26 protein-coding genes are annotated in these 24213 nt (G+C 67.8%); 17 read left to right on the forward strand and 9 right to left on the reverse strand.

The genetic code is table 11. The features are described from left to right. Window positions 1-59: 59 nt before the first annotated feature. Complete coding sequence (locus tag BMX32_RS17910) at window positions 60-2939, reverse strand: M16 family metallopeptidase (protein WP_089981441.1); 2880 nt, start codon at window positions 2937-2939, stop codon at window positions 60-62. Window positions 2940-3115: 176 nt separating this feature from the next. Between BMX32_RS17910 and BMX32_RS18770 the strand changes: the two genes are divergently transcribed. The 9 genes from BMX32_RS18770 to BMX32_RS17950 all read left to right on the forward strand — a co-directional run bounded on the left by BMX32_RS18770 (window position 3116) and on the right by BMX32_RS17950 (window position 8663). Next, window positions 3116-3289 carry a hypothetical protein gene (locus tag BMX32_RS18770; protein ID WP_170843732.1) on the forward strand — a complete coding sequence of 58 codons (174 nt, stop codon included), beginning with the start codon at window positions 3116-3118 and terminating at the stop codon, window positions 3287-3289. Window positions 3290-3323: 34 nt separating this feature from the next. Beyond that, on the forward strand, window positions 3324-3518 hold the full coding sequence (locus tag BMX32_RS17915; protein ID WP_029213313.1) for a hypothetical protein: 195 nt from the start codon (window positions 3324-3326) through the stop codon (window positions 3516-3518). A gap of 7 nt (window positions 3519-3525) precedes the next feature. Further along, the gene (locus BMX32_RS17920; RefSeq protein WP_029213314.1) at window positions 3526-3993 is read left to right on the forward strand and encodes a tRNA (cytidine(34)-2'-O)-methyltransferase; all 468 of its coding nucleotides are present in this window, start codon (window positions 3526-3528) and stop codon (window positions 3991-3993) included. 41 nt (window positions 3994-4034) lie between these two features. After that, window positions 4035-4703: a ubiquinone biosynthesis accessory factor UbiJ gene (locus BMX32_RS17925; protein WP_049808598.1), complete on the forward strand. Its 669-nt coding sequence runs from the start codon at window positions 4035-4037 to the stop codon at window positions 4701-4703. After that, on the forward strand, window positions 4700-6343 hold the full coding sequence (gene ubiB / locus BMX32_RS17930) for a ubiquinone biosynthesis regulatory protein kinase UbiB (protein ID WP_089981443.1): 1644 nt from the start codon (window positions 4700-4702) through the stop codon (window positions 6341-6343). The genes BMX32_RS17925 and ubiB overlap by 4 nt, the downstream gene beginning before the upstream one ends. A gap of 3 nt (window positions 6344-6346) precedes the next feature. Beyond that, complete coding sequence (locus tag BMX32_RS17935) at window positions 6347-7081, forward strand: pseudouridine synthase (protein WP_049808599.1); 735 nt, start codon at window positions 6347-6349, stop codon at window positions 7079-7081. Window positions 7082-7093: 12 nt separating this feature from the next. Continuing rightward, window positions 7094-7516: an alternative ribosome rescue aminoacyl-tRNA hydrolase ArfB gene (arfB, locus tag BMX32_RS17940; RefSeq protein ID WP_089981445.1), complete on the forward strand. Its 423-nt coding sequence runs from the start codon at window positions 7094-7096 to the stop codon at window positions 7514-7516. Then, window positions 7513-8100, forward strand: a complete 588-nt coding sequence (locus BMX32_RS17945) for a 1-acyl-sn-glycerol-3-phosphate acyltransferase (RefSeq protein WP_089981447.1) — start codon at window positions 7513-7515, stop codon at window positions 8098-8100. Before arfB ends, BMX32_RS17945 begins: the two co-directional genes overlap by 4 nt. Before the next feature lie 104 nt (window positions 8101-8204). Beyond that, window positions 8205-8663, forward strand: a complete 459-nt coding sequence (locus BMX32_RS17950) for a hypothetical protein (RefSeq protein WP_089981449.1) — start codon at window positions 8205-8207, stop codon at window positions 8661-8663. Between the two features lie 3 nt (window positions 8664-8666). On the opposite strand, the gene BMX32_RS17955 is transcribed toward BMX32_RS17950, so the two are convergent. Then, window positions 8667-9584, reverse strand: a complete 918-nt coding sequence (locus BMX32_RS17955) for a LysR family transcriptional regulator (protein WP_244511603.1) — start codon at window positions 9582-9584, stop codon at window positions 8667-8669. 248 nt (window positions 9585-9832) lie between these two features. On the opposite strand from BMX32_RS17955, the gene aceB reads away from it, so the two are divergent. Beyond that, window positions 9833-11428: a malate synthase A gene (aceB, locus tag BMX32_RS17960; protein WP_089981453.1), complete on the forward strand. Its 1596-nt coding sequence runs from the start codon at window positions 9833-9835 to the stop codon at window positions 11426-11428. A 26-nt stretch (window positions 11429-11454) separates the two neighbouring features. Next, complete coding sequence (aceA, locus tag BMX32_RS17965) at window positions 11455-12744, forward strand: isocitrate lyase (RefSeq protein WP_089981455.1); 1290 nt, start codon at window positions 11455-11457, stop codon at window positions 12742-12744. Window positions 12745-13004: 260 nt separating this feature from the next. Here the strand turns inward: aceA and BMX32_RS17970 are convergent, their stop codons facing one another. Both BMX32_RS17970 and BMX32_RS17975 read right to left on the reverse strand, forming a co-directional pair. After that, on the reverse strand, window positions 13005-14504 hold the full coding sequence (locus tag BMX32_RS17970) for a YifB family Mg chelatase-like AAA ATPase (protein WP_089981457.1): 1500 nt from the start codon (window positions 14502-14504) through the stop codon (window positions 13005-13007). A gap of 172 nt (window positions 14505-14676) precedes the next feature. Next, on the reverse strand, window positions 14677-14931 hold the full coding sequence (locus tag BMX32_RS17975; protein WP_089981459.1) for an accessory factor UbiK family protein: 255 nt from the start codon (window positions 14929-14931) through the stop codon (window positions 14677-14679). A 178-nt stretch (window positions 14932-15109) separates the two neighbouring features. On the opposite strand from BMX32_RS17975, the gene glnK reads away from it, so the two are divergent. Continuing rightward, window positions 15110-15448: a P-II family nitrogen regulator gene (gene glnK / locus BMX32_RS17980; RefSeq protein WP_089981492.1), complete on the forward strand. Its 339-nt coding sequence runs from the start codon at window positions 15110-15112 to the stop codon at window positions 15446-15448. A 27-nt stretch (window positions 15449-15475) separates the two neighbouring features. Here glnK and BMX32_RS17985 read toward each other — a convergent pair whose 3' ends face one another. Then, window positions 15476-16006: a CcdC protein domain-containing protein gene (locus BMX32_RS17985; RefSeq protein ID WP_089981461.1), complete on the reverse strand. Its 531-nt coding sequence runs from the start codon at window positions 16004-16006 to the stop codon at window positions 15476-15478. A gap of 124 nt (window positions 16007-16130) precedes the next feature. Then, window positions 16131-16865, reverse strand: a complete 735-nt coding sequence (gene gpmA / locus BMX32_RS17990; protein WP_089981464.1) for a 2,3-diphosphoglycerate-dependent phosphoglycerate mutase — start codon at window positions 16863-16865, stop codon at window positions 16131-16133. A 139-nt stretch (window positions 16866-17004) separates the two neighbouring features. Here gpmA and BMX32_RS17995 point away from each other — a divergent pair, with 139 nt between their 5' ends. Further along, window positions 17005-17658: a DUF4097 family beta strand repeat-containing protein gene (locus tag BMX32_RS17995; RefSeq protein WP_089981466.1), complete on the forward strand. Its 654-nt coding sequence runs from the start codon at window positions 17005-17007 to the stop codon at window positions 17656-17658. 1 nt (window position 17659) lies between these two features. Here the strand turns inward: BMX32_RS17995 and hemF are convergent, their stop codons facing one another. Together hemF and BMX32_RS18005 are read right to left on the reverse strand one after the other, a co-directional pair. Beyond that, on the reverse strand, window positions 17660-18562 hold the full coding sequence (gene hemF, locus BMX32_RS18000; protein ID WP_089981468.1) for an oxygen-dependent coproporphyrinogen oxidase: 903 nt from the start codon (window positions 18560-18562) through the stop codon (window positions 17660-17662). A gap of 88 nt (window positions 18563-18650) precedes the next feature. After that, window positions 18651-19361 (reverse strand): YdcF family protein, encoded by a 711-nt coding sequence (locus tag BMX32_RS18005; protein ID WP_089981470.1) that lies wholly within the window; start codon window positions 19359-19361, stop codon window positions 18651-18653. 127 nt (window positions 19362-19488) lie between these two features. Between BMX32_RS18005 and BMX32_RS18010 the strand changes: the two genes are divergently transcribed. The 4 genes from BMX32_RS18010 to BMX32_RS18025 are packed head-to-tail and all read left to right on the forward strand — an operon-like array spanning window position 19489 to window position 23864. After that, window positions 19489-20679 carry a beta-ketoacyl-[acyl-carrier-protein] synthase family protein gene (locus BMX32_RS18010; RefSeq protein WP_089981472.1) on the forward strand — a complete coding sequence of 397 codons (1191 nt, stop codon included), beginning with the start codon at window positions 19489-19491 and terminating at the stop codon, window positions 20677-20679. Continuing rightward, the gene (locus BMX32_RS18015) at window positions 20676-21476 is read left to right on the forward strand and encodes a beta-ketoacyl synthase chain length factor (protein WP_089981474.1); all 801 of its coding nucleotides are present in this window, start codon (window positions 20676-20678) and stop codon (window positions 21474-21476) included. The genes BMX32_RS18010 and BMX32_RS18015 overlap by 4 nt, the downstream gene beginning before the upstream one ends. Continuing rightward, entirely contained in the window at window positions 21473-22243 is a 771-nt protein-coding gene (locus BMX32_RS18020) for a glycosyltransferase family 2 protein (protein WP_089981476.1), read from the forward strand. Before BMX32_RS18015 ends, BMX32_RS18020 begins: the two co-directional genes overlap by 4 nt. 37 nt (window positions 22244-22280) lie before the next feature. After that, window positions 22281-23864 carry an NAD(P)/FAD-dependent oxidoreductase gene (locus BMX32_RS18025; RefSeq protein WP_089981478.1) on the forward strand — a complete coding sequence of 528 codons (1584 nt, stop codon included), beginning with the start codon at window positions 22281-22283 and terminating at the stop codon, window positions 23862-23864. 10 nt (window positions 23865-23874) lie between these two features. On the opposite strand, the gene BMX32_RS18775 is transcribed toward BMX32_RS18025, so the two are convergent. Then, a partial coding sequence (locus BMX32_RS18775; RefSeq protein ID WP_170843734.1) for a hypothetical protein occupies window positions 23875-24213 on the reverse strand: 339 nt, incomplete at its 5' end.

The following is a 24213-nucleotide window of genomic DNA, read 5'->3' on the forward strand; positions in this document are numbered from 1 at the left end:
GCAATGCTAGCGGGAAGAAGGTGATGGCGCGATGCTTCGCTCGCGCCATCACCGCGTGCTCACTTCTTAGCGGCGGGACTAGCGGCCGGTTTGGCCGCATGCTTGACCGCGTTGCCGTCGGCGTCGATGACCTGCACCTCGCCGAGGTTCAGCGCACGCACCGGCGCCTCGATCTTGCGCAGGTCGCCGACGATCACCCACGTCATCGCGCCCGGCTGGATCACGGCGGCCAGTGCGCTCTCCGCCGCCTTGCGATCCACCGCTTCGATGCGCGGCTTCAGGGTCTGCACGTAGTCGTCCGGACGGTCGTAGACGACGATGCCCGACATCGCACCGAGGACCGCGCTGATCGTCTCGTAACTACCCGGCAGTGCACGAACGCGCTGCGCACGGATCTTCTCGATCTCGTCGTCGGTCAGCGGCTTCGCGCCGATGACGTCCTTCGCTTCCTTGAGGATTTCCGCAGCGGACTCGGCGGTCTTGTCGGTCTGGACCGGGGCGTAGAAGAGCATCGGACGCTGACCCTTCGCATCCGAGAGCATGCTGCCCGCACCATAGGCCCAACGCTTCTCCTCGCGTAGATTCATGTTCAGGCGCGAGGTGAACGTACCGCCGAACGCACCATTGGCGATGCCGAGATCGAGCGCGTTCGGCGCCTTCGTCGACGGTGCCAGCAGGCCGGCAAGGATCAGCGACTGCGGCGCGTCGGTGCGATTGATCAGGAACACGCGCGGCTTCGCCTGGATCGCGACCTGCCCGATGTTCTTCTTGGGCACGGCGCTCGTCGGCGGGGTCCAGTCGCCGAACACCGCGTCCAGCTGCGGGAGGATCGCCGTCAGCGTCGTGTCACCGGCCACGAGGATGCGCACGTTGTCCGGTCGCAGGTAATCGCGCTGGAAGGCGACGAGATCGTCGGCTTTCAGCGAAGCGATCGCCGCTTCGGTACCGCTGCCGGTGAACGGAATGCCGTACGCATGACCCTTTCCGTAGAGCAGCGGCGGTAGCGTGCGCAGCGCGAGACCCGTCGGCTCGGTCTTTTCCTGCGCGATGCCTGCGAGCCATTGCCCACGGATGCGCTCGATGTCCTCCGCCTTGAAGGCGGGATGACGCACGATGTCCGCGAAGAGTTCGAGCGACGGCTTCAGCTCCGTATTGAGCGCGTTGAGGCCGACGCCGCAGGTGTCCAGCGAGCAGCTCGCATTGACGAACGCTCCGAGGCGTTCCTTGCGGCGAGCGACTTCGACCGAATCGAGCGTCTTCGTGCTCTCTTCGAGCAGCGCCGAGGTGAAGCTCGCCGTGCCGAGCTTGCGGCCCTGGTCGGCGGCGTAGCCCGCGTCGAACAGCAGCTGCACCTGAGTGATGGGCACGGTGTGACGCTCGGCGAGAACGACCTCGATGCCGTTCTTCAGGCGGCCACGCTGGAGCGCCGGGAAGACGAGGTCGGGGAAGCTGTCGACCGAGGGCACGCCCTTGCTGCGGTCCACGGCCGACGGCGCGACGGTGAAGTCCTGCGGCTTGGGCATGACGGCGGCCGGACGCTTGTCCGACGGCCCGAGACCCTTCACCGCCTTGTCTTCCGCGACCGGATCGAAGCCCGGGGCGGCGGGAAGGACGGTGAGCGTGTAATCACCCTTGCCTAGCCATGCCTTCGACGCGGACAGCACCGAAGCGACGGTGGCGCTTTGCGCGCGGGCGAGGTCCTTCTTGTAGGCGGCCGGATCGTTCCGGTAGACCTGTCCTTCCGCGAGGATCGACGCCTTGCCGGAGCCGCCGACCTTCTCGAGGCCGCGTACGAAGCCCGCGCGGTTGACGACCTTCGCGCGATCGAGTTCGTCGGCCGTCGGGCCCGTGGCGAGGTAGTCCTTCCAGACTTCGGCGATCGCGGCCTCCACCTTCGCGGGATCGACGCCGTTACGCACGTCGACGCTCAGCTGCACCTGGCTGGCGAGCGCGAACGGCGAGATGCCCATGCTGACGTCGTCGGCCAGCTTGTCCTTGTACACGAGGCGCTGGTAAAGGCGGGACGTCTTGCCACCACCGAGGACGGTGGTGGCGAGGTCGAGCTGGATGGAGGCATCGCTGCCCAACTCGGGCACGACCCACGTGCGCACGATGCGCGTCTGCGCGACCTGGTCGTGCTGCGTGCCGCGCGTTGACGTCTGCAACGGCGTGATCCACGGCTGCTGGCGCGGCACCGGCGGGCCGGCCGGAATGTCGCCGAAGTACTTCTCGGCCTTCGCCTTCGCCTGCGCGACGGTGATGTCGCCGGCGAGCACCAGCGTGGTGTTCGCCGCGCCGTAGTAATCGTTGAACCACTTCTTGACGTCGGCGAGCGACGCGGCGTCCAGGTCGGCCATCGAGCCGATGGTGTCGTGCTGGTACGGGTGGTTGCCCGGGTACGTGTTGAGCAGGATGTTCTCGTCCACGCGGCCGTAGGGACGGTTCTCGCCCTGGCGTTTCTCGTTCTGCACGACGCCGCGCTGGGTGTCGAGCTCTTTCTGGCCGATGGCGCCGAGAAGGTGGCCCATGCGGTCCGACTCCATCCACAGCGCCATGTCGAGCGCGGTGGTGGGCACGGTTTCGAAGTAGTTCGTACGGTCGAACCACGTGGTGCCGTTCATGTCGGTGGCGCCGGCGACTTCGAAGGGCTGAAAGTAGGTGCCCTTGCGGTTTTCCGAGCCCGAGAACATGAGGTGCTCGAACAGGTGGGCGAAGCCGGTCTTGCCGGCGGGCTCGTCCGCGGAGCCGACGTGGTACCAGATGCTGACCGCGACCACGGGGGCCTTGTGGTCTTCGTGGACGATCACCGTGAGCCCGTTGGGCAGCTGGAAACGCTGATAGGGAATGTCGGGAATGGCGTCGGCCGACGTGGGCGCGGCCGAGGCGTTACCGACCAGGGACATCAGCCCGGCGGCCAGCAGGGCATAGCGTTTCTTCATGGACGACTCCTCTAGGGCCTTCGTGGCCCGGACCCCGTCGAGGCTAGCCCGCCGCGTCCTCAGGAAGCAATGAGCGTCCGGCACGGGTGCGGACGGTGTCCGCCGATACGCGGTCAGTGTCCGCGGACAGCGATGCACGCGGAAGCCGCCTGACAAACCTCATGCGAATCAGTTGATTGCGAGCCCTTAAAGGCTGGCACGGCGTTTGCGTTACTAAGCCTGCCAAGCCGGTCGGCCTTCGCCCGGCATCCGATGAGGAGAACGCCATGAAGTACGAAATGCTGATGCTGCGCAGCCTGCTCGTCACCTCGATGCTGATCTGCGGACTCACCCTCGGCCAGATGTTCTGACCCTCGAAACCTCACGATCAAAGGAACCGACACCATGAAACACGAACTTCTCATGCTGCGCAGCCTGCTCGTCGCCTCGCTGCTGGTCTGCGGCCTGATCCTCGGCAACATGCTCACGTACACGGGCGAGCCGATCCAGCTGGCGGGCATCGTCCAGGCGGGCAACCTCACCGCGACGAACTGCGCCCTGCCGCCCGATGGCATCGTGTGCCCGCGCTCGGCCTCATAATGGGGGCATGCCCCACGTCATCCTCTTCCGTCCCGAAATACCGCCCAACACGGGCAACGTGATCCGCCTGTGCGCCAATACCGGCGCGGCTTTGCACCTGGTACGACCGCTTGGATTCGAGCTGGACGACACCCGCCTGCGCCGCGCCGGACTGGATTACCACGAGTTCGCCCGTGTCGCCGTGCACGACGACCTCGACGCCTGCCTCGACGCGATCGGCCATCCGCGCGTGTTCGCCTTCTCGACCCGAGGCCGACGCCTGCACACCGATCCGACATACGCCGACAACGACGCCTTCCTGTTCGGCTGCGAGACGGCGGGCTTGCCCGACGACGTGATCGACGCCCTGCCCCACGACCAGCGCATCCGCCTGCCGATGCGGCCCGACAACCGCAGCCTCAACCTCTCCAACGCGGTGGCGGTGGCGGTGTTCGAGGCCTGGCGCCAGGTGGGCTTCGAGGGTGCGGCACCGTAGGCGACGCCTCGCGCACGGGTCGCCAAGCTACAATCGCGGCCATGACCTCCGATCGCCCGAAGGCCGACAGCGGCCCCAAGTCCTTTCTGCCTCGCCCCTTGCGCGTCCTCGCCGGCCGCGCGATGGAGGCCGCGCTCAACCGGGCCGTGGATCTCGACCCCGATACGCGCGCCCGCCTGGACGCACTCGACGGGCGCAGCGTGCAGGTGTTCCTTAGCGGCCCCGAGCTCGCCATCCGCGTTTCCGTCGAAAAAGGCCGCCTGCGTGTCGGCCCTGCGGAAGAAGGCGGCAGCCTGCGGGTGACCGCGTCGCCCGGCAGCCTGCTCGCCATGGCCCTGCGCCGCGACGACGACAGCGTCGCGCCCGGCAAGGTGGACATCGCGGGCGACGCCGAACTCGCGCGACGACTCGAACGCCTGGCACGGCAGTACGCGCCGGACGTCGAAGAGGCTTTCGCGAAGACCTTTGGCGACGTGATCGGCGTTCCGCTCGCGAAAGCGTTCCGCGATGCGCTCGGCCATGCCCGCGAGACGGCGAGCCATCTCACCGGCGACGCCGCCGACTGGCTCCGCGACGAAGGCCGCGTGGCGGTGGCGCCCGGCGAAATGGACGTGTTCCTCGACGGCGTGGACGCGCTGCGCGAACGTACGGAACGCGCGGAGGCGCGCCTGGCCCGTCTCGAGCGCACGCTCAGGGGAGGCGGCGCATGACGCCGCTGCGCCTGGCGCCGCGCCTCCTGCGTGTCGCCGCCGTGCTGCTGAAGTACCAGCTCGACGAGCTCGTCGACGGAGCTCATCTGTTCCGGCCGCTGAAGCTCGTGCGTCCGCTGTTTCCGAAGTCCGACGTGCGCGGCCTGTCGCGAGGCGCGCGCCTGCGCCTCGCGCTGACCGAACTCGGCCCCATCTTCGTCAAGGCGGGACAGGTACTCTCCACCCGCCGCGACCTCGTGCCCGCCGATGTCGCCGACGAGCTCGCGTTGCTGCAGGACCAGGTGCCGCCGTTCCCCGGCACCGAGGCGCGCGCGATCGTCGAGCGCGAACTGCGGGCGCCGGTCACCACGCTCTATGCGGCCTTCGACGAGGTCGCCCTCGCGTCGGCCTCCATCGCGCAGGTGCATGCGGCCACGCTCCACGATGGCCGCGAGGTCGTCGTCAAGGTGCTGCGTCCGGGCATCGACACGCGCATCGCGCGCGACATCGACCTGCTGCACGCGCTGGGCACGCTCGCCCAGCGCTGGCACCCCAACGCCGACAAGATCCGCCCGCTCGAAGTCGTGGCGGAGGTCGAGAAGATGCTCTCGAACGAGCTCGATCTGCAGCGCGAGGGTGCGAGCGCCAGTCTGCTCCGTCGCAACTTCGCGAGCGGCATCGATCTCTACGTGCCCGAAGTCCACTGGGACTTCAGCACGGAGCGCGTGCTCACGCTAGAACGCGTGCGCGGCGTGAGCGCCGACGACATCGCCGCGATCGACGCGGCCGGTCTCGACCGCAAGCGCCTTGCCGAGAAGGGTGTGCGACTGTTCTACGAACAGGTGTTCCGCGACAATTTCTTCCACGCCGACGCGCATCCCGGCAACATCTGGGTCGATACCTCGCGCATCGACGAACCGCGCTTCATCGCCCTGGACTTCGGCATCATGGGCTCGCTGCCCGAGGCCGATCAGTACTGGCTCGCGGAAAACTTCATCGCCCTTTTCGAGCGCGACTACGCGCGCATCGCCCAGTTGCACGTCGCCGCAGGCTGGATGCCATCGACGATCCGCCTCGACGAACTCGAAGCCGCGGTGCGCACCGTATGCGAGCCGTATTTCACGCGTCCGCTGTCGCAGATTTCCATCGCCGAACTCGTGGTCAAGCTGTTCCAGACCGCGCGCCGGTTCGAACTGACGCTCCAGCCGCAGCTGATCCTGCTGCAGAAGACGCTGCTCAACATCGAAGGCGTCGGCCGGATGCTCGATCCGGACATCGACATCTGGGCGGTGGCGCATCCGGTGCTTCGCCGCATCCTGCGCGAGCGCTACAGCGTGCGCGCCACGCTGCGCGACGTGCGCCGACGCCTGCCGGAGTGGATCCAGTCCGCGCCTCGCATGCCGGAGCTCGTGCGCGACGCGCTGCGGCAGGTCGCTCGCGGCGAGCATCGGCAGATAGCCGATCCCGTCGCCATCACGCTCGCGCGCGACGACGCGCGCCGCATGCGACGGCTCGTCGCCTGCGGTCTGCTCGGCGCGTCGCTGCTGGTCTGCGCCGCACTGGTCGGCACGCTCGCGCCGCGCGGCATGTGGCCCGCCGTCGCCATGGCTGTCGCGGGCCTCGTCGCGTTCGTCGCCGGATGGCCCCGACGCGCGCCCTGACCGATGCTGGACATCCTCTACGAAGACGGCGACATCCTCGCCGTCAACAAGCCGGCGAATCTCGCCGTCCATCGTTCGAAGTTCGTCGGCCCCGACGACGCCTTCCTGATCGACCTGCTCCGCGAGCAGGTCGAGGGACCGCTGCATCTCGCGCATCGCCTCGACCGCGCGACGTCGGGCGTGCTGCTGGTGGCGCGCTCGCCGGAGATCGCCGGTCGCCTTGGCGAGCAGTTCATGGGCCGCAGCGTGCGGAAGCGGTACGCGGCCGTCGTGCGCGGCTGGCCGGACCCCACCGAAGGCACCATCGACTACGCCCTGCCCGGCTCGCGGGACACCGGACCGCGACGCGACGCGACGACGGACTACCGGCGCCTCGGCACCATCGAAGTCGACATTCCGCTCGGCCGGTACGAGAAGCAGCGCTACGCGCTGATGGCCGCCGAACCGCGCACGGGGCGATTCCGCCAGATCCGCAAGCATTTCGCGCACATCCATCACCCGATCGTCGGCGACAGCCAGCACGGGCGCGGCGACCACAACCGCCTGTTCAAGATCCACTTCGCATCGCACCGCCTGCTGCTGCACGCGGCGGCGCTCTCGTTCGAGCATCCCGTGTCGGGTGAGCCCATGCTCGTGCGCGCCGGCATCGACGACACCTGGACGCGCCTGCTCGACGGGTTCGGCTGGACCGCCGCCTATCGCGATTGGGCCGGAGCCGCTGCACGGGCCGGCTGCTAGAATCCGCGCCACATGCTCATCGTCACCGCCGCCATCGCCATTCCCGACAGCGAACTCGTCGAACGCTTCACGCGCGCCGATGGCCCTGGTGGCCAGCACGTGAACCGCACCGAGAGCGCCGTGGAACTGCGTTTCGATGTCGCGGGTTCGCCGTCGCTTCCCGACAAGGTCCGCGAGCGCCTGCTCGCGCGCAAGGATCGCCGGATGACCGATGCCGGCGTGCTGGTGATCCAGGCGCGTCGCTTCCGCGATCAGGCCCGCAATCGCGACGATGCTCGCGAACGACTCGCGGATGTTCTCCGCGAGGGGACGGTGGTAGCGAAGAAGCGCGTCGCCACGAAGCCGACGCGCGCCTCGAAGGAACGCCGCCTCGTCGGCAAGGCGCAGCGTAGCCAGACCAAGCGCACGCGCTCGCGCGACTGGAGCCGCGAATGACTCCGTGGCCCGAACGCCTCGGCCCCGCGATACCCTCCCTGCCCGATTCGCGATGGATGCGCTTCAGCCGATGGGCGATCCGCCGCAGTGGCTGGCGCCTGGTCGGCGAGTTGCCGAACCTGCCCAGGGTCGTGGTCATCGGCGCACCGCACTCGTCCTACTGGGATGGCGTGTGGGGCCTGCTGATGAAATCCGCCATGGGGCTCGACCTGGGCGTGATGATCAAACGCGAGGTCCTCGACGGCCCGCTAGGCCCGCTGGTTCGCCATCTCGGTCTGATTCCCATCGATCGTTCCGCCGCGATGAACGTCGTCGACCAGATGATCGAACGCTTCCGCACGCACGAGAAAATGTGGCTCGGCATCGCCCCCGAGGGCACGCGCAAGCCGGTGAAGCAATGGAAGTCCGGCTTTCTGCGCATCGCTCGCGCGGCAGGCGTCCCGATCGTACCCATCTTCATCGACTACCCGACGAAGACGTTTACCGTCGGCGCACTGATCGAACCGACGGGCGACACGGAAGCGGACATGGTCCGCATCCGTGCGATGTTCGCGGGCTATCAGGGAAAGCATCGCGGCGCCTGACCGAGGGACGAACCTCGTCGCCCGACACCTGGGACGGTCGATACCCGACAGACGCCCATCACCATCCAGCGAATCCTGACCGCCCCATCCCGGCAGGCATCGCCATGGTCATTCCATCCTGGCTAGGTCGATTCGATACGCAGCCCGACAAGGTCGACGCGCTCGGCAAGGTGGGACAACGACGCGACGCGCCCGCGCGTATCGCTCAGGAACTTTCGCCGGGCGTGAAAGCGCTCGTCGGCAGACTCGATCTGACTCGCGTGCTGCCTTCGCAGCTTATTCAGGTGGCGCAAGGACTATGCAGGGAGGGTTTCATGTCGCTCGACGTCTACTATCAGTTCCGCGATGCCACGAGAGACATGGACGGGAAGCCCCGGGCCGAGGTTCCGCTCGATCTATTGCGCGAAGTCCGCGAAGGAACGCGACAGGCGCAGGCGATATCGCGAAAGAGCGGCGACTATCGTGCCGAGAAATACCACGCAGAGTTCCGCCTGAGCGCGCATGGCCTTGCGTACCTCGCAGCGTCCATCAAGGGCCTCAGGCTCGTCGACGTACGCGTGTGACCGTCAGCGCTCCGAGTGGCCGGGCTCGTCGTAATCGCGATGCGTGAGCAGCCCCGGGCGGATCAGGTCGATGAACGCGCGGGCTTCCGGCGTCAGGAATTTTCCTTTCCGCATCACGACGCCGTAGCTGCGTTGCGGGAAGTGGCGGCGAAGATTTCGCACGGCGAGCGTCTCGCGGTCCGCGTCGGTGATGCAGATCCCCGTGACGATCGAGATGCCGAGACCCATCGCGACGTATTGCTTCACGACGTCCCACCCGCCGACTTCGATCGCGACGTTGTACGGCACGTGCCGTTGCTGGAAGACCATGTCGACCAGGCGGAAGGTGGTGCGTCGCTGCGGCGGCAGGATCAGGCCGTAGGGCGAAAGGTCCTCCAGGCGGAGGTCGTCCTTGGTCGCGAGCGGGTGGCCGGGGGGCGTGATCAGCATCGGGTCGTAGTGGTAGACCGGGGCCCATGCGATGTCGTGCGGCACGTCGAGCATCGAACCGATCGCGAGATCGGCCTCGTCGGCGCGTAGCAGGGCCAGACCGTCCTTGCTGGTCGCGTTGATGAGCTGCAGGTGCACGTCGGGGTAACGCTCGCGATACGCCTTGACGAGCTCGGGAAGCAGGTACTGGATGGTCGACGACCACGCGGCGACAGTGAGACGTCCGGCCTGCGCGTTTCGCGTCTTCGCCTGGAACTCGCGGTCGAGATTCTCGAAGCCCTCCACGAGCGGACGGGCCATTTCGTAGAGCGCTTCGCCGGCATCGGTCAGCGTGACGCGCCGGCGGGTGCGCTCGAGCAACATGGCGCCGAGCTCGCGCTCGAGCGCCTTGAGCTGGAGGCTGATCGACGGCTGCGACAGGAACAGGGCCTCCGCCGCGCGGCTCAGGGTGCCAAGGCGAACGGTATACACGAACGCCCGCAGCTGCTTCAGCCGGTTGCCCTTGTAGTAGAAGCGGCCGCCTTCGTCGGATCCCGCGCGGGCGGTTCGGGATGCGCTTGCGCGCCCGGCCGGCTTTTTCCTCGCCTTGTTCAGCTTTGCGATCACGAAAATTACCTATGCGGAACAAGGCTATATCTACTGTATTACTTACGCTAATACAAATCTTTGAAACATGTGCTTTGTCAAAAGGAAGGGTGCAGACGTAGTTTGGCCTCCAGACCCGATCCGGAGACACGTCCATGGCAGTTCCGCAAAGCGCGATCGATCCCCTGTCCGGTACCCGCTTCGACGACGTGACGAGCTGGCCGGATGTGCTGACGCCGGACGCGCTGGCCTTCGTGGCCGACCTTCATCGCCGCTTCGACCGTCGTCGCCTGGGCCTGCTGGCCGAGCGCGTCGCCCGGCAGCAGCGCTACGACGCGGGAGAGCTGCCCGACTTCCGCAGCGACACGACCGCGATCCGCGAGGGCGACTGGGCGGTGGGCCCGATCCCGGCCGCGCTGCGGGATCGCCGCGTCGAGATCACGGGCCCCGTCGAACGGAAGATGATCATCAACGCGCTGAACTCCGGCGCGAAGGTCTTCATGGCCGATTTCGAGGACTCCAGCGCCCCGACCTGGGCGAACCAGCTCGAAGGACAACGCAACCTGCGCGACGCCGTCGAGGGGACCATCGCGTTCACCGGCGCGGAGGGCAAGGCGTATCGCGTCAACGACAACCCGGCCGTGCTGGTGGTCCGCCCCCGTGGATGGCACCTCCCCGAACGCCATGCCCGAGTGGACGGCGAGGTGGTCGCCGGATCGCTGGTGGACTTCGGGCTGTTCGCTTTCCACAACGCGAAGACGCTGCACGCGCGCGATCGCGGCCCGTATTTCTACCTGCCGAAACTGCAGTCGATGGAAGAGGCCGCGTTGTGGAACGACGTCATGTCGCACGCCGAGGTCACCCTCGGTCTGCCGCATGGCGCGATGAAGGCGACAGTGCTCATCGAGACGCTGCCGGCCGTGTTCCAGATGGACGAAATCCTCTACGCGCTGCGTGACCGCGTCGTGGGACTGAATTGCGGACGCTGGGATTACATCTTCTCGTACCTGAAAACCTTCCGCGCCCACGCCGACCGCCTGCTGCCGGAACGCGGCCAGGTGGCGATGACGGTGCCTTTCCTCAAGGCGTATTCGGAATTGCTGATCCGCACGTGCCACCGTCGTGGCGCGTTCGCGATGGGCGGCATGGCCGCGCAGATTCCGATCAAGGGCGACGACGCCGCGAACGACGCCGCGCTCGCGAAGGTGCGCGCCGACAAGCTTCGCGAAGTCACGGCCGGCCACGACGGCACATGGGTCGCGCATCCCGCGTTGGTGCCCGTTGCCCAGGCCATCTTCGACGAACACATGCCCACGCCGAACCAGCTCCACGTGATGCGGGAGGACGTGGACGTGTCGCGCGATGCGTTGATCGCGCCTGCGATCGGCACGATCACGCGCCAGGGGTTCGACAACAACGTGGAAGTCTGTCTGCGCTACACGGCCGCGTGGCTCGACGGGCAAGGCTGCGTGCCGATCCATCACCTGATGGAGGACGCCGCGACGGCGGAGATCGCGCGTGCACAGCTCTGGCAATGGCTGCACCACGGTCCCGTCGAATTCAGCGACCACGCGCCCGTGAATTTCAGCCTGTTCGACCAGGCCCTCGCGCGCCATTGCCACCTGCTGCGAGCGAGCACACACCCTGGCGCGGCGCGCGCCGAGGAAGCGGCACGCCTCATCGCCGACCTCACGCACGCCGACGAGTTGCGCGACTTCCTCACCCTTCCCGCTTACGAACACCTCACCTGACCTTCCGATCACCAAGGAGCCCGACGATGAAGACGCATACGGCCGAACAGATCACGCTGGACTGGAAGAACAACGATCGCTGGCAGGGGGTGGAGCGCCCGTACTCCGCCGAGGATGTCGTGCGGCTGCGCGGTACCGTGCCGGTGGAGTACACGCTCGCCCGCCGCGGCGCCGAACGCCTGTGGCGATCGATTCACGACAAGCCGTACGTCAACGCGCTCGGCGCGCTCACCGGCAACCAGGCGATGCAGCAGGTGAAGGCCGGCCTGCAGGCCATCTACCTGTCCGGCTGGCAGGTGGCCGCCGATGCGAATACGGCGGGCACGATGTACCCCGACCAGTCGCTGTACCCGGTGGATTCCGTGCCGAACGTCGTGCGCAAGATCAACAAGACGCTGCTGCGCGCGGACCAGATTCATCACGCCGAAGGCAAGGACGGCATCGACTGGCTGGTGCCGATCGTCGCCGACGCGGAAGCGGGTTTCGGTGGCGTGCTCAACGCGTACGAGCTCATGTCGCACATGATCGAGGCGGGCGCCGCCGGCGTGCACTTCGAAGACCAGCTCGCCAGCGCGAAGAAGTGCGGGCACATGGGTGGCAAGGTGCTGGTGCCGACGCAGGAGGCCGTGCAGAAACTCGTCGCCGCGCGCCTCGCCGCGGACGTCGCTGGCGTGCCGACGCTGATCGTGGCGCGCACGGACGCGATGGGTGCGGGCCTCGTGACGTCCGACGTCGACGATCACGACAAGCCATTCCTTACCGGCAAGCGTACCGTCGAGGGCTTCTACGAAACGCGTCAGGGCATCGATCAGGCCATCAGCCGCGGCCTCGCGTACGCGCCGTACGCCGACCTCATCTGGTGCGAAACGTCGACGCCCGACATGGAGGAGGCTCGCCGCTTCGCCGAGGCGATCCATGCGAAGTTCCCCGGCAAGAAGCTGGCATACAACTGCTCGCCAAGCTTCAACTGGAAGAAGAACCTCGACGAAGGCACGATCGCCGACTTCCAGAAGCGACTGGGCGAGATGGGCTACGCGTTCCAGTTCATCACGCTCGCCGGCTTCCACGCGCTCAACTATTCGATGTTCCAGCTGGCCCGCGGCTACCGCGACCGCCAGATGGCCGCCTACGTCGAACTGCAGGAAGCCGAGTTCGCGGCGGAGAAGGACGGCTACACCGCGGCCAAGCACCAGCGCGAAGTCGGCACCGGCTACTTCGACACGGTGAACCAGGTGATCTCGGGGTCCCTGAGCTCGTTGTCGGCACTGACAGGCTCGACCGAGGAAGACCAGTTCCATCCGGCCTCGGCGGCGTAAAAGGAAAAATCGGCCGGCGCCAAGGATGGCGGGCCGATGTGCGGGCGAAGGGGGTGGCCGCCTGAAGAAGGCCGGGCCCCGGTGCTGGAGCGGGGGGAGGGAGGGGTATCCAGCACCGGAGCGGGGCGGGCAGCCCATTAGAGAACCGCCTGGTACAGAATTCTCCGCCCCGACCCCCTATTTGTCAACTACTCAGTACATGAAATAAGTATTAACTCTCCGGGGGGATGGCGCGCCCGCCCTGAGCCGAGCGTCCACGATCAGAACCGCCGGTAGTGCAACGCCTCGGCGAGATGCGTCTGTTCCAGGCAGCCGCTGCCGCCTTCGAGGTCGGCGATGGTGCGTGCGACGCGGAGGATGCGGTGATAAGCGCGTGCGGAGGCGCCGAGTTTGTCGAGGGCGGCTTCGAGCCATTCGCGCTCGTCGGACGGCAGCGCGCAGTCGCGTTCGAGGTTCACCACGCTGAGTTCCGCGTTCGGCTGGCCTGCCCTCGCGAGCGCTTTCTCGCGCGCGTTGATGACGCGCTGGCGCACGGTGGCGCTGTCGTCGTCGTGCGGGCCGCGGGCGGCGGAGAGTTCCGAGATCGGAACACGCGGCACCTGTACGCAGAGATCGATGCGATCGAGCAGGGGGCCGGAGATGCGCGAGCGGTAGCGCTGCACCTGATCGGGCGTGCACCGGCATTCGTGCTGTGGATCGCCCGCGTAGCCGCACGGGCAGGGATTCATCGCGCCGACGAGCTGGAATTCCGCAGGGAACGTCGACTGGCGCGCGGCGCGTGAGATGACGATCTGCCCGGACTCCAGCGGCTCGCGCAACACTTCCAGCACGTGCCGCGTGAACTCCGGCAGCTCGTCGAGGAAAAGCACGCCGTTGTGCGCCAGCGAGATCTCGCCGGGTCGCGGCGACGAGCCGCCGCCGACCAGCGCCGCGCCGGATGCCGTGTGGTGGGGCGCGCGGAACGGGCGGCGGCGCCAGCACCTGGGATCGATGTCCTCCCCCGAGAGAGACCGCACGGCGCAGCTGCCCAGCGCCTCGCTCTCCGTCATGGGCGGGAGGATACCGGGCAAGCGCTCGGCCAGCATGGTCTTGCCGGTGCCCGGTGGGCCGACGAGCAGGATGTGATGGCCACCGGCCGCGGCGATCTCGAGGGCGCGGCGGGCCTGATGCTGGCCGCGGATGTCACGCATGTCCGGGCCGCACGTGGGCATCTGATAGAAATCGGCGGCGGGCGGACTGACGAGCTCGGCCTGGCCGCGCAGCCACGCGCAGACCTCGGCCAGGCTGTCGGCGAGCAAGACGTCGCCCTCGCCGATCAATGCGGCTTCGGCGGCGTTGGCACGCGGTACGACCACGCGCCGTCCGCTACGCCGTGCGCGAATCAATGCGGGAAGGATGCCGGGGACGGCGCGCAATTCGCCCGAGAGCGCCAGCTCGCCGAGGAATTCGCAGTCGTCGAGGCGTTCGCGCGGCACCTGCGATCCGGCGGCCAGGATGCCGAGGGCGATGGCGAGGTCGAAGCGGCCGCCGTCCTTCGGGAGTTCGGCCGGCGCGAGATTCACGGTGACCCGGCGATTCGGGTACTCGAACGCCGTGCTCTGGATGGCGACACGGACACGGTCGCGCGCCTCGCGTACCGCCGCCTCGGGCAGCCCGACGATGGACGTGGACGGAAGGCCGCCGGACAGGTGAACCTCGACCACGACCTGCGGCGCCGAGATACCTTCCTGCGCGCGCGAAAGCGTAACGGCGAGGCTCATGACCCCGCGAATCGTAACCGGTTACGCATTCCGCTCCAACGCGGCATATCGTGACAGCTGGCGGACCGGCATCGCATACGCACTCCCTTGCGATCGCTGAAAATAACCGCCCCCGACCGCTCTCGGGGTGAGGGTGACGAATCGGGGGCGGTCCCGGGCTGTGCGGCCGTCCCTATTGGCCGCGGTGCGCCGCGCTGATTTCGAGGTCGGCGAGGCGCTTTTCCAACTGTTCGAGCCGGTCGCGCGTACGCGCCAGAACCTGACTCTGTACATCGAATTCTTCGCGGGTTACGAGATCGAGGCGGCGTAATCCTTGCGCCAGAACGTCTTTGAAGTTGGCTTGCAGATCCTGCCGCGCTTGCGCCAACCCTGGCGGAACCAACGATGCCAATCTCTGTGCGAGTTGATCGATACCCTGCACATCCATCTTGCGCACCTCGATGTCGTGGAATGAATGTTACGTGATGGGATTGTAGGCGCTATAGGTGCTCGCCTACAGCTTGTGTAGGGGATTTCCTACAGGCCACCGTATGGACACGATCGCGGAGCCGGATGGCACAATGGTCGTCCTCGCACCGCACCCGGTGTGGCCCAAGGAGTTTTACATGAAGCTGGTGGTCGCCATCATCAAGCCTTTCAAGCTGGACGACGTCCGGGAAGCCCTTGCCGACGTCGGCGTCCAGGGCGTGACGGTGACGGAAGTCAAAGGCTTCGGCCGGCAGAAGGGCCATACCGAGCTTTACCGGGGTGCCGAGTACGTCGTCGACTTCCTGCCGAAGATCAAGCTCGAGGTCGCGGTGGCGGACGATCAGATCGAGCGGGTGGTGGAAGCGATCCAGCAGGCCGCCCGTACGGGGAAGATCGGCGACGGCAAGATTTTCGTCAGTCCGCTCGAGCAGGTAGTACGCATCCGCACCGGCGAGCTGGACAACGACGCCCTCTGACGGGCGTCGCGCCGTCGCCGACCCGGATCACGCCGCCTGCAGCTGCTGCCGGCGGAAACGGCGATGGTGGATCAGGAGGCCCGTGTAATACGCGAGGTAGTAACCGAGCGTCAGGCCGACCACCGTCATCGTGAGCGGGCTGTTGCCTGCGGCGGGACCGTGGTTCGTGGCCATCGCGCCGCCCGCCATCGCCGGGGCGAGCACCATGAAGCGCCACGCCAGGCGGCCCAGCAGCAGCGCCGTAAGCGCGCCGCCCACCCACGGATTGGGGATGTAGAAGTCGTGGCCCTCGCCCGCTTCGAAGCGGGTCAGGCGCAGACCCAGGAACGTCGCCAGGCCGGCGCCCAGCACGGCACCGCCCAGAACGCCTTCGGCCAGGCGGATGTCCTGCAGGCCCGAGGTCATGGCGAGTGCGATGACGACGGCGAAGAGGCCGATACGGACCTTCATCTTGCGCGTGCGGATGGGCTGGCGACCGAAGCTGCCACGAACGCGGCGATAGACGGCGAACGCCATGAGCGGCGCGAAGAGAAGCGGAATGGCGTTCGGGGAGATCATGACGATGGCCTCGGGTGTCGGTGTGGGCACAGGTTACCGGGGCCGGGGATTCATTCGAGGGGCGGTTGTGACCCATCGGGGGTGACGGATGTCATGACCCGCCTCCCCCCGCCCCCGGGGCTTCTTATTTCGCCCTGCCCTGGTTGGCCACGGCGGCCATCTTCGCCTCGATCTCGGCCTGGTCGCCGAGGTAGTAGTGCCTGACCGGATTGAGATCGGCGTCGAACTCGTACACCAGCGGGATGCCGTTCGGAATGTTGAGGTCGGCGATGTCGTCGTCGGAGATGTTGTCGAAGAACTTCACGAGCGCACGCATCGAATTGCCGTGCGCGGCCATCACGACGCTCTTGCCGCTGCGGATCGCCGGTGCCAGTACCTCGTGCCAGTACGGCAGCACGCGGGCGACGGTGTCCTTCAGGCACTCCGTCAGCGGCACGTCGATGCCTTCGTAGCGGGCGTCGTCGGCGAACGATGTCGCCCCCGCCTCGAGGGACGGCGGCGGCGTGTCGTAGCTGCGACGCCAGATGTGTACCTGCTCGTTGCCGTACTTCGCGGCGGTCTCGGCCTTGTTGAGGCCGGTCAGCGCGCCGTAGTGGCGCTCGTTGAGCCGCCAGTCGGTGACCACCGGGATCCACATGAGGTCCATCTCGTCCTGCACGTGCCAGAGCGTGCGCACGGCGCGCTTGAGGTACGAGGTGTGCGCCAGGTCGAAGGTGAAGCCGGCTTCCTTCAGGAGGCGGCCTGCCTCGCGGGCCTCGGCGACGCCCTGCTCGCTGAGGTCGACGTCGGCCCAGCCGCTGAAGCGGTTTTCGAGGTTCCAGGCCGACTGGCCGTGGCGGATCATGACGAGCTTGTACATGGCGTCCAACGATGCGGGGGAAAAAGCCATGGTGGCTCCCGGGTCCGGTGGCGTCAATCGGCACCCCTGCCGTCAGTCACGCTAAACCTTGCGAATCGCGGGTGCATCCTAGGGGCTCAGTCCACCTGGAGTGCCACCCATGCGCCGCACGCTTCTTTCGCTTCTGATCGCCCTTTCCGTCTCCGGCGCCGCTCTGGCCGACGACGGCGACATCAGCAAGGTCAACGGCACGGCCCAGGTCGAAGCGGGCCAGCAGGCCGGCGACGTCAGCTCGGTGAACGGCTCGGTGCGCGTCGGCGACCGCGCCGTCGTCAAGGAAGCCAGCACCGTGAACGGCGCGGTGGAACTGGGTGAGTCGGCCTCCGCGACCAAGGCCGAAACGGTCAACGGCACGGTCACCCTGCATGAGAAGGCCAGGGTGTCGGGCACGGTGGAAACGGTCAATGGCCGCCTGAAGCTCGAACGCGGCGCCGACGTTCGGGGCCAGGTCTCCAACGTCAATGGCGACATCGCGATCGATGGCGCGCACGTCGCGGGCGGCATCGAGACCGTGAACGCGGACATCACCATCGGCGAGGGTTCGAGGATCGAGGGCGGCATTCTGGTGAAGAAGCCCACCATGAGCTGGTTCAACCACAACGACCGCACGCCGAAGATCGTCATCGGTCCGCATGCCGTCGTGCAGGGCACGCTGAAGTTCGAACGCGAGGTCGAGCTCTACGTCAGCGACACGGCGACCGTCGGCCGGATCGAAGGCGCCACCGCGAAGAAGTTCTCCGGCGCGGCACCCTGAGTCACACCCAGTCGCGCGGCTTGAGATACTCGGACAGTTTCGCCTCGGGGCTTTCGGGCTCCGGAGCGTACGCGTACTCGAAACGCACGCGCGGCGGCAGGCTCATCAGGATGGATTCGGTGCGGCCGCCGGACTGGAGACCGAAGAGCGTGCCGCGGTCGTAGACGAGGTTGAATTCCACGTAGCGGCCGCGGCGATAGAGCTGGAACTCGCGCTCGCGCTCGCCGTAATGCGTGTCGCGACGGCGTTCCACGATCGGCAGGTACGCGTCGAGGAACCCTTCGCCCACGTCGCGGGTGAACGCGAGGCAGCGATCGAAGCCGCCTTCGTTGACGTCGTCGTAGAACAGGCCGCCCACGCCGCGCGTCTCGCCACGATGCCTGAGATAGAAGTACTCGTCGCACCAGCGCTTGTATCGGGCGTACACGTCGTCGCCGTAGGGTTCGCACAGGTCCTTCGCCACCTGATGCCAGTGGCGCACGTCCTCGTCGAACGGGTAGTACGGCGTCAGGTCGAAGCCACCTCCGAACCACCAGACGGGCTCCGCGCCTTCCTTCGAGGCTTCGAAATAGCGCACGTTCGCGTGCGTCGTCGGGATGTACGGATTGCGCGGGTGCAGCACGAGCGACACGCCCGTGGCGATGAAACTGCCGCCGACCAGGTCCGGCCGGTGCGCCGTGGCGCTGGGCGGCAGCGGCGACCCCGCCACGCGCGAGAAGTTGACGCCCGCCTGCTCGAAGACGCCGCCCTCCCGAAGCACCCGCGTCCGCCCGCCGCCGCCCGCCGGGCGCGTCCAGGCGTCTTCCTCGAAGCGCGCCTTGCCGTCGATCGACTCGATCGCCGCACAGAGGCGGTCCTGCAACCCGCGCAGGAAGGATTCGGCGAGGTCGGCTTGTTCGGACATGGGACACGGCCTGTGGTCGGGGTCAGACGGATGAGCTTACCAAGCCGCGCGACCGCGTCCCTGCGGCATGCCGCCACGCGTCGTGGCGCTAGCGGATACGTGCCGACATGCGCCGGTTGCCGGTGATCGCGGCCCAGCGCATGCCGGTATCGATCCACATGAGGTAACCGGCCTCCATCGCCAGCCGCAGCACGTAGCGCGCCGTGACGGGCAGGCGGCGTTCGGCGGCCAGCGGCAGCGCATCGAAGCCGAGACGACGCGCGAGGTAGAGGCAGCGCGCCAGGTGGTAACGACTGGTGACCAGCCAGACGCGCGGCAGCGGCTCGTGCTCCGCGTCGCGCAGCAACTCGCGCGCATGGCGCAGGTTTTCCAGCGAATCGATGGACAGCTGTTCCAGCGTCAGGGGCACCTTGCCGGGCCAGCCGGCCTGCACGAGCCAGCGGCGACCCGCTTCCGCTTCGCTCACCGAGCCGCCGCTGTAGCCGCCGAGCAGGAGCACGCGGTCCGCAAGGCCCTCGCGAGCGTGTTCGCGCGCCCGTTCGAGACGATCGACGAAATCGGTCTCCGGCCGGTCGTCGACGAGCCGGCGGCCGAACACGAGCAGCGTGCGCGCGGCGGGCGCACGCGCGGGGCTGGCCGCCGCCAGCCAGACGACCCGGACGAGGTGCCCGACGTAGAGCAGCCCCAGCGTGGCCGTGAACGCCACGGCAGTCACCAGCGCCGCGATCAGGATGTCGCCGTCGCTGAGGTATCGCCATACGCCGCGGCGCAGGATTTTCGGAGCCTGGATACCGGCCATGGATGCGGTCCGTGGGAAGACGCGCAGTCTGCGCAGCGCCGGCCCACCGCGCAATCGATTCCGTCGCATTCGTCGTTCACGCGACGCTGCCGAGCAAAAAGGATAGGCTCGCCGCATGCCTCATCCCATGCCGCCTCTCGCCATCCGCGCGTACACCGCCACATCCGCCCTCGGCCGGGGGCTCCATGCCCACGCCGACGCCATCGCACACTCGCGTGGCGGCCTCTCGCCCAACGATTTCAGTGTCGCGCCTCTCGCCTGTTGGGTGGGCCGCGTGGCCGGCATCGAGGACGAACCGCTTCCCGCCGCCCTCGCCGACTGGGACTGCCGCAACAACCGCCTGGCGTGGATCGCGCTCCAGCAGGACGGCTTCGCCGACGCCGTGCGCGCGGCCCGCGAGCGCTACGGTGCGAGCCGGGTCGCCGTGCTGCTCGGCACGTCGACCGCGAGCATTGGCGCCACCGAGGATGGCTACCGACGGCTCGACCACGGGCAGATGCCCGCCGACCTGCATCGTCCGGTGCTGCACACGCCGCACTCCCTGGCGGGCTTCGTCGCCGCGGCGTTCGACCTCGAAGGCCCCTGCCTGACGGTTGCCACGGCATGTTCCTCCAGCGCGAAGGTGTTCGCGAACGCAGAGCGCATGATCCGCCTCGGCCTGATCGACGCGGCCGTCGTCGGCGGTACCGACACGCTCTGCGACAGCGTGCTCTTCGGCTTCAACGCGCTGGAGCTCGTATCGCCGGAGCCGTGCCGGCCGTTCGACGCGCGCCGCAACGGGATCTCCATCGGCGAAGCCGCCGGGTTCGCGATCCTCGAGCGCCCGGTGGACGGCGACGACGCGCCGCTGCTCATCGGCTACGGCGAGGCGAGCGACGCACACCACATGTCGACGCCGCATCCCGAAGGCCTCGGCGCGGAGCTCGCGCTGAGCGACGCGCTCGCACGCGCCGGGCTGCAGCCGCGCGACGTCGACTACATCAACCTGCACGGCACCGCGAGCCAGAAGAACGACGAGGTGGAAGCCGCGCTCGTCGCGCGTACGTTCCCGGCGTCCACGCGCGCCAGTTCGACCAAGGGCTTCACCGGCCACACGCTCGGCGCGGCCGGCATCCTGGAAGCCGTGATCTCGCTGCTCGCGATCCGCGACGGCACGGTTCCCGGCAACCTCGGCGCCGACGTGCCGGACCCGTTGTGCGGTCCGCAGATGGCGTGGCATGGCGAATCCGCGGACATCCGCATCGCGCTGAGCAATTCGTTCGGGTTCGGCGGCAATAACGCCTGCCTCGCGTTCGCCCGTGCCGGGGCCGTCGCATGAGCGCCGCGCTGACCGTATGGGTGCGCGGCATTGGCCTGTGGGCACCGGGAGCACCGGACTGGCACGCGTTCCGCGACATCGTGGCCGACGGCGCCGCTCCCGGCGAACCGGGCCGGCCGGTCGCCGACGTACTGCCCGCCAACGAGCGCCGTCGTGCCCCGGAAAGCGTGCTGCTCGCCGCCGCCGCGGCGGGACAGGCCGTCGCGATGAGTGGCCTTGCCGCCGCCGACCTCCCCTGCGTGTTCGCCTCGGCGCACGGCGATCAGGTCATCACCGATTACATGTGCCAGACGCTGGCGACCGCGCCGGCCGAGCTGTCGCCGACGAAATTCCACAACTCGGTGCACAACGCGCCCGCAGGCTACTGGACGATCGCCACGCACTGCCATGCGAGCTCCAGCGCCGTATCGGGGGGCGAGTACGCCTTCGGCGCCGGCCTGCTCGAAGCCGCCACGCTCGCCGTCGCCGACGAGCGCGACGTGCTGCTCGCCAGCTACGACATCGCCGGCACGGGCCCGCTCGGTGCAATGACGTCGACCACCGGCCCCTTCGCGATGGCGCTCGTGCTGTCGCCGAGCGCGGAGGGTGCGGCGGTAAGGCTCGACATCACGCCCGAGAGCGGCAACAGCGACACCGGCGCGCTGGGCGACGCGTGGCTCGACGCCATCGCGGCGAGCAATCCGTCGGCGCACGCGATCCCATTGATGCGCGCGCTCGCGCTGACCCGCTCTACCGCGCTGCGCGTCGCCGCGGCACGCGGCCTCGACCTGCACGTCGACATCGCGGTGGCCGGATGAGCACCGAAGCGCTACGCCCCTGCATCCTGATCCCCTGCCTCAACGAGGAAAAGGCGATTGGACGCGTGGTCGGCGACGCGCTCGCGCTCGGCCTGCCCGTGATCGTCGTGGACGACGGTTCCGACGACGCCACGCCCGACATCGTCGGTCGCCTGCCCGTGACGTTGCTGCGCCACGATCGTCGTCGTGGCAAGGGCGAGGCGTTGCGTACGGGCTTCCGCGAGGTGCTCCGGCTCGGGTACGACGCGGCCATCACCATGGACGGCGACGGCCAACACCTCGCTGCCGACATTCCGGCGATCCTCGCCGCGGCGGAGCGGCATCCGGGATGTATCGTCATCGGGGCCCGTCTGCTCGCACGCGAGCAGCAGCCGAATGGCCGGCGTCGCGCCAACGCGGTCGCCGACTGGGGCATTTCGTGGGCCTGCGGACGGCCGATCGCGGATACGCAGAGCGGCCAGCGATTCTATCCACGCAGCGTGCTCGATCTGGTCGACGTGCCCGCCGAGCACTTCGTGTTCGAGGCGGCGGTGCTGATCACGGCCTGTCGCGAGCAGGGCATCGGCGTGGTGTCCGTACCCATCGCATCGCGTTACCAGGGCGAGTTCCGACTCAGCCACTTCCGGCCCGTGCGCGACGTTTCGCGCATCACGCTCTACACGATCGGGCGGATCCTGCACTACGGCAGCGTCGTCGGCAGCTATCGCCGCGCGCAGGCCGCACCCACGATCGTCGACACGCGCAGCGGCGAAACGATCAACCACTGACCGCGCCCTACGGCGCAACGACCCGAGGCTCGCATCGATGGAACGCAAGACGCATGACGCAGTGATTCTCGGCGGCGGGCTCGCTGGACTGACGCTGGCGATGCAGCTCAAGGGCGCGTACCCGGACATGGACATCGTGGTGCTCGAGCGCCAGGCGCGACCGGTGCCCGAGGCCGCGCACAAGGTTGGCGAATCGACCGTCGAGATCGCGGCGCATTACTTCGCCGACGTGCTCGGCCTGCGCGATCATCTCGAAACACAGCACATCCGCAAGTTCGGTTTCCGCTTCTTCTTCTCGGAGGGACAGGACGAACTCGCCGACATCACGGAGCTCGGCGTCAGCGCCGTGCTGCCGACACCCAGCTATCAGATCGACCGCGGCATCCTCGAGAACTTCCTCGGCGATGAAGCCCGTCGTCGCGGCATCGCGTTCCGCGAAGGCGCCACCGTGCGCGGGTTCGACATCGCCCCCGGCGACGAACCCCATACCGTGCGCTTCGCCAGCGATGGCGTCGACGAGACCGTGCAGTGTCGCTGGCTGCTCGACGCGTCCGGTCGCGCGGGCCTGATCCGCCGCAAGCTCGATCTCACGCGCGACAACGGTCATCACGCCAACGCGGTCTGGTTCCGTATCGACGACCGCCTTGCCATCGACGACTGGTGCGACGATCCCGAATGGACGGGGCGCTGCCATCCGCCCGAACGGTGGCGGTCGACGAATCATCTCGTCGGACCGGGCTACTGGGTGTGGCTCATTCCCCTGAGCTCGGGCGCGCATTCGGTGGGCATCGTCGCCGACGCCGCGATGCATCCGCTGGACGGCATGAAGACGTTCGATCGGGCCCTCGACTGGTTGCGCGAACACCAGCCGCTGGTCGCGAAGCACGTCGAAAGCCGGCGCGACAAGCTGCTCGACTTCGCGTTCTTCCGGCACTTCTCGTACGGCTGCTCGCGCATGTTCTCGTCCGACCGCTGGGCCCTCACCGGCGAAGCAGGCGCGTTCCTCGATCCGTTCTATTCGCCGGGCAGCGACTTCATCGCCATCGCCAACACGTATATCACCCACCTGGTCGGACTCGATCGTCGCGGTGCCTCGCTGGCGACGAGCGCGCGGCACTTCGAGCGGCTGTTCTTCACCTTCTACGAAGGCACGCTGCGCATGTACCGCGGGCAGTACAACCTGTTCGGCGACCCCGAAGTGCTGCCGATCAAGGTGATCTGGGACTACACGTACTATTGGGGCGTGCTCTGCCAGCTCGTGTTCCAGGAGCGGCTGGGCGACACCGACTTCATGAGCCGGATGGCGTCCGAGTTCGCCGAAGCCACCGAACTGAACATCGCGATGCAGGCCTTCTTCCAGCAATGGCACGCCGCGTCCGACCGCCGCAACGGCAAGGCCATGCTCGATCAGCGGCAGCTCGCATGGTTCGCCGACATGAACGGCACCCTGCACGACCGGCTGGACGACGAGGGACTCGTGGCGCGCCTGCGCGCCAACGTCGCGATCATGCGTTCACTGGCGGCCACGATCGTCGACCGTGCCGCGGAGGATCACCCTTCCGTACGCGAGGGCTACGGTCACATGGCCGACGCCGAGAACGAACGCGTGGCGCTCTTCTGATCCGACCCGCCTAACGGGAATGCCCATGCGCCATCTGCGCCGACTGCGCCCGGAACTCGGCCAGCATCTGCGTCTGCTGCTGGTCGAACTGCGCCATCCGCTCGACGCTCTCTTCCGGCGCGGGCGACGGGCGGTTGAGGTCCACGCTGGCGGGCGACGTGAGCGGGCCGGTGCCGAAGAAATGCAGCGTCATCTTTTCCTCGTTGATGTGCACCAGCGACAGGTTGTCGGCGGTGATGCCGCTGCGGTGGCAAGCCGCCGTCGACTGGAGCAGGCGCTGGTCGGAGGCCTCCGGCAACTGCGTTTTCAGCGCTTCGTACAGACCGTTCTGGGGATGGTCGGCGTGACG

This window comes from Luteibacter sp. UNCMF331Sha3.1 (assembly GCF_900109915.1).
Taxonomy (GTDB): Bacteria; Pseudomonadota; Gammaproteobacteria; order Xanthomonadales; family Rhodanobacteraceae; genus Luteibacter.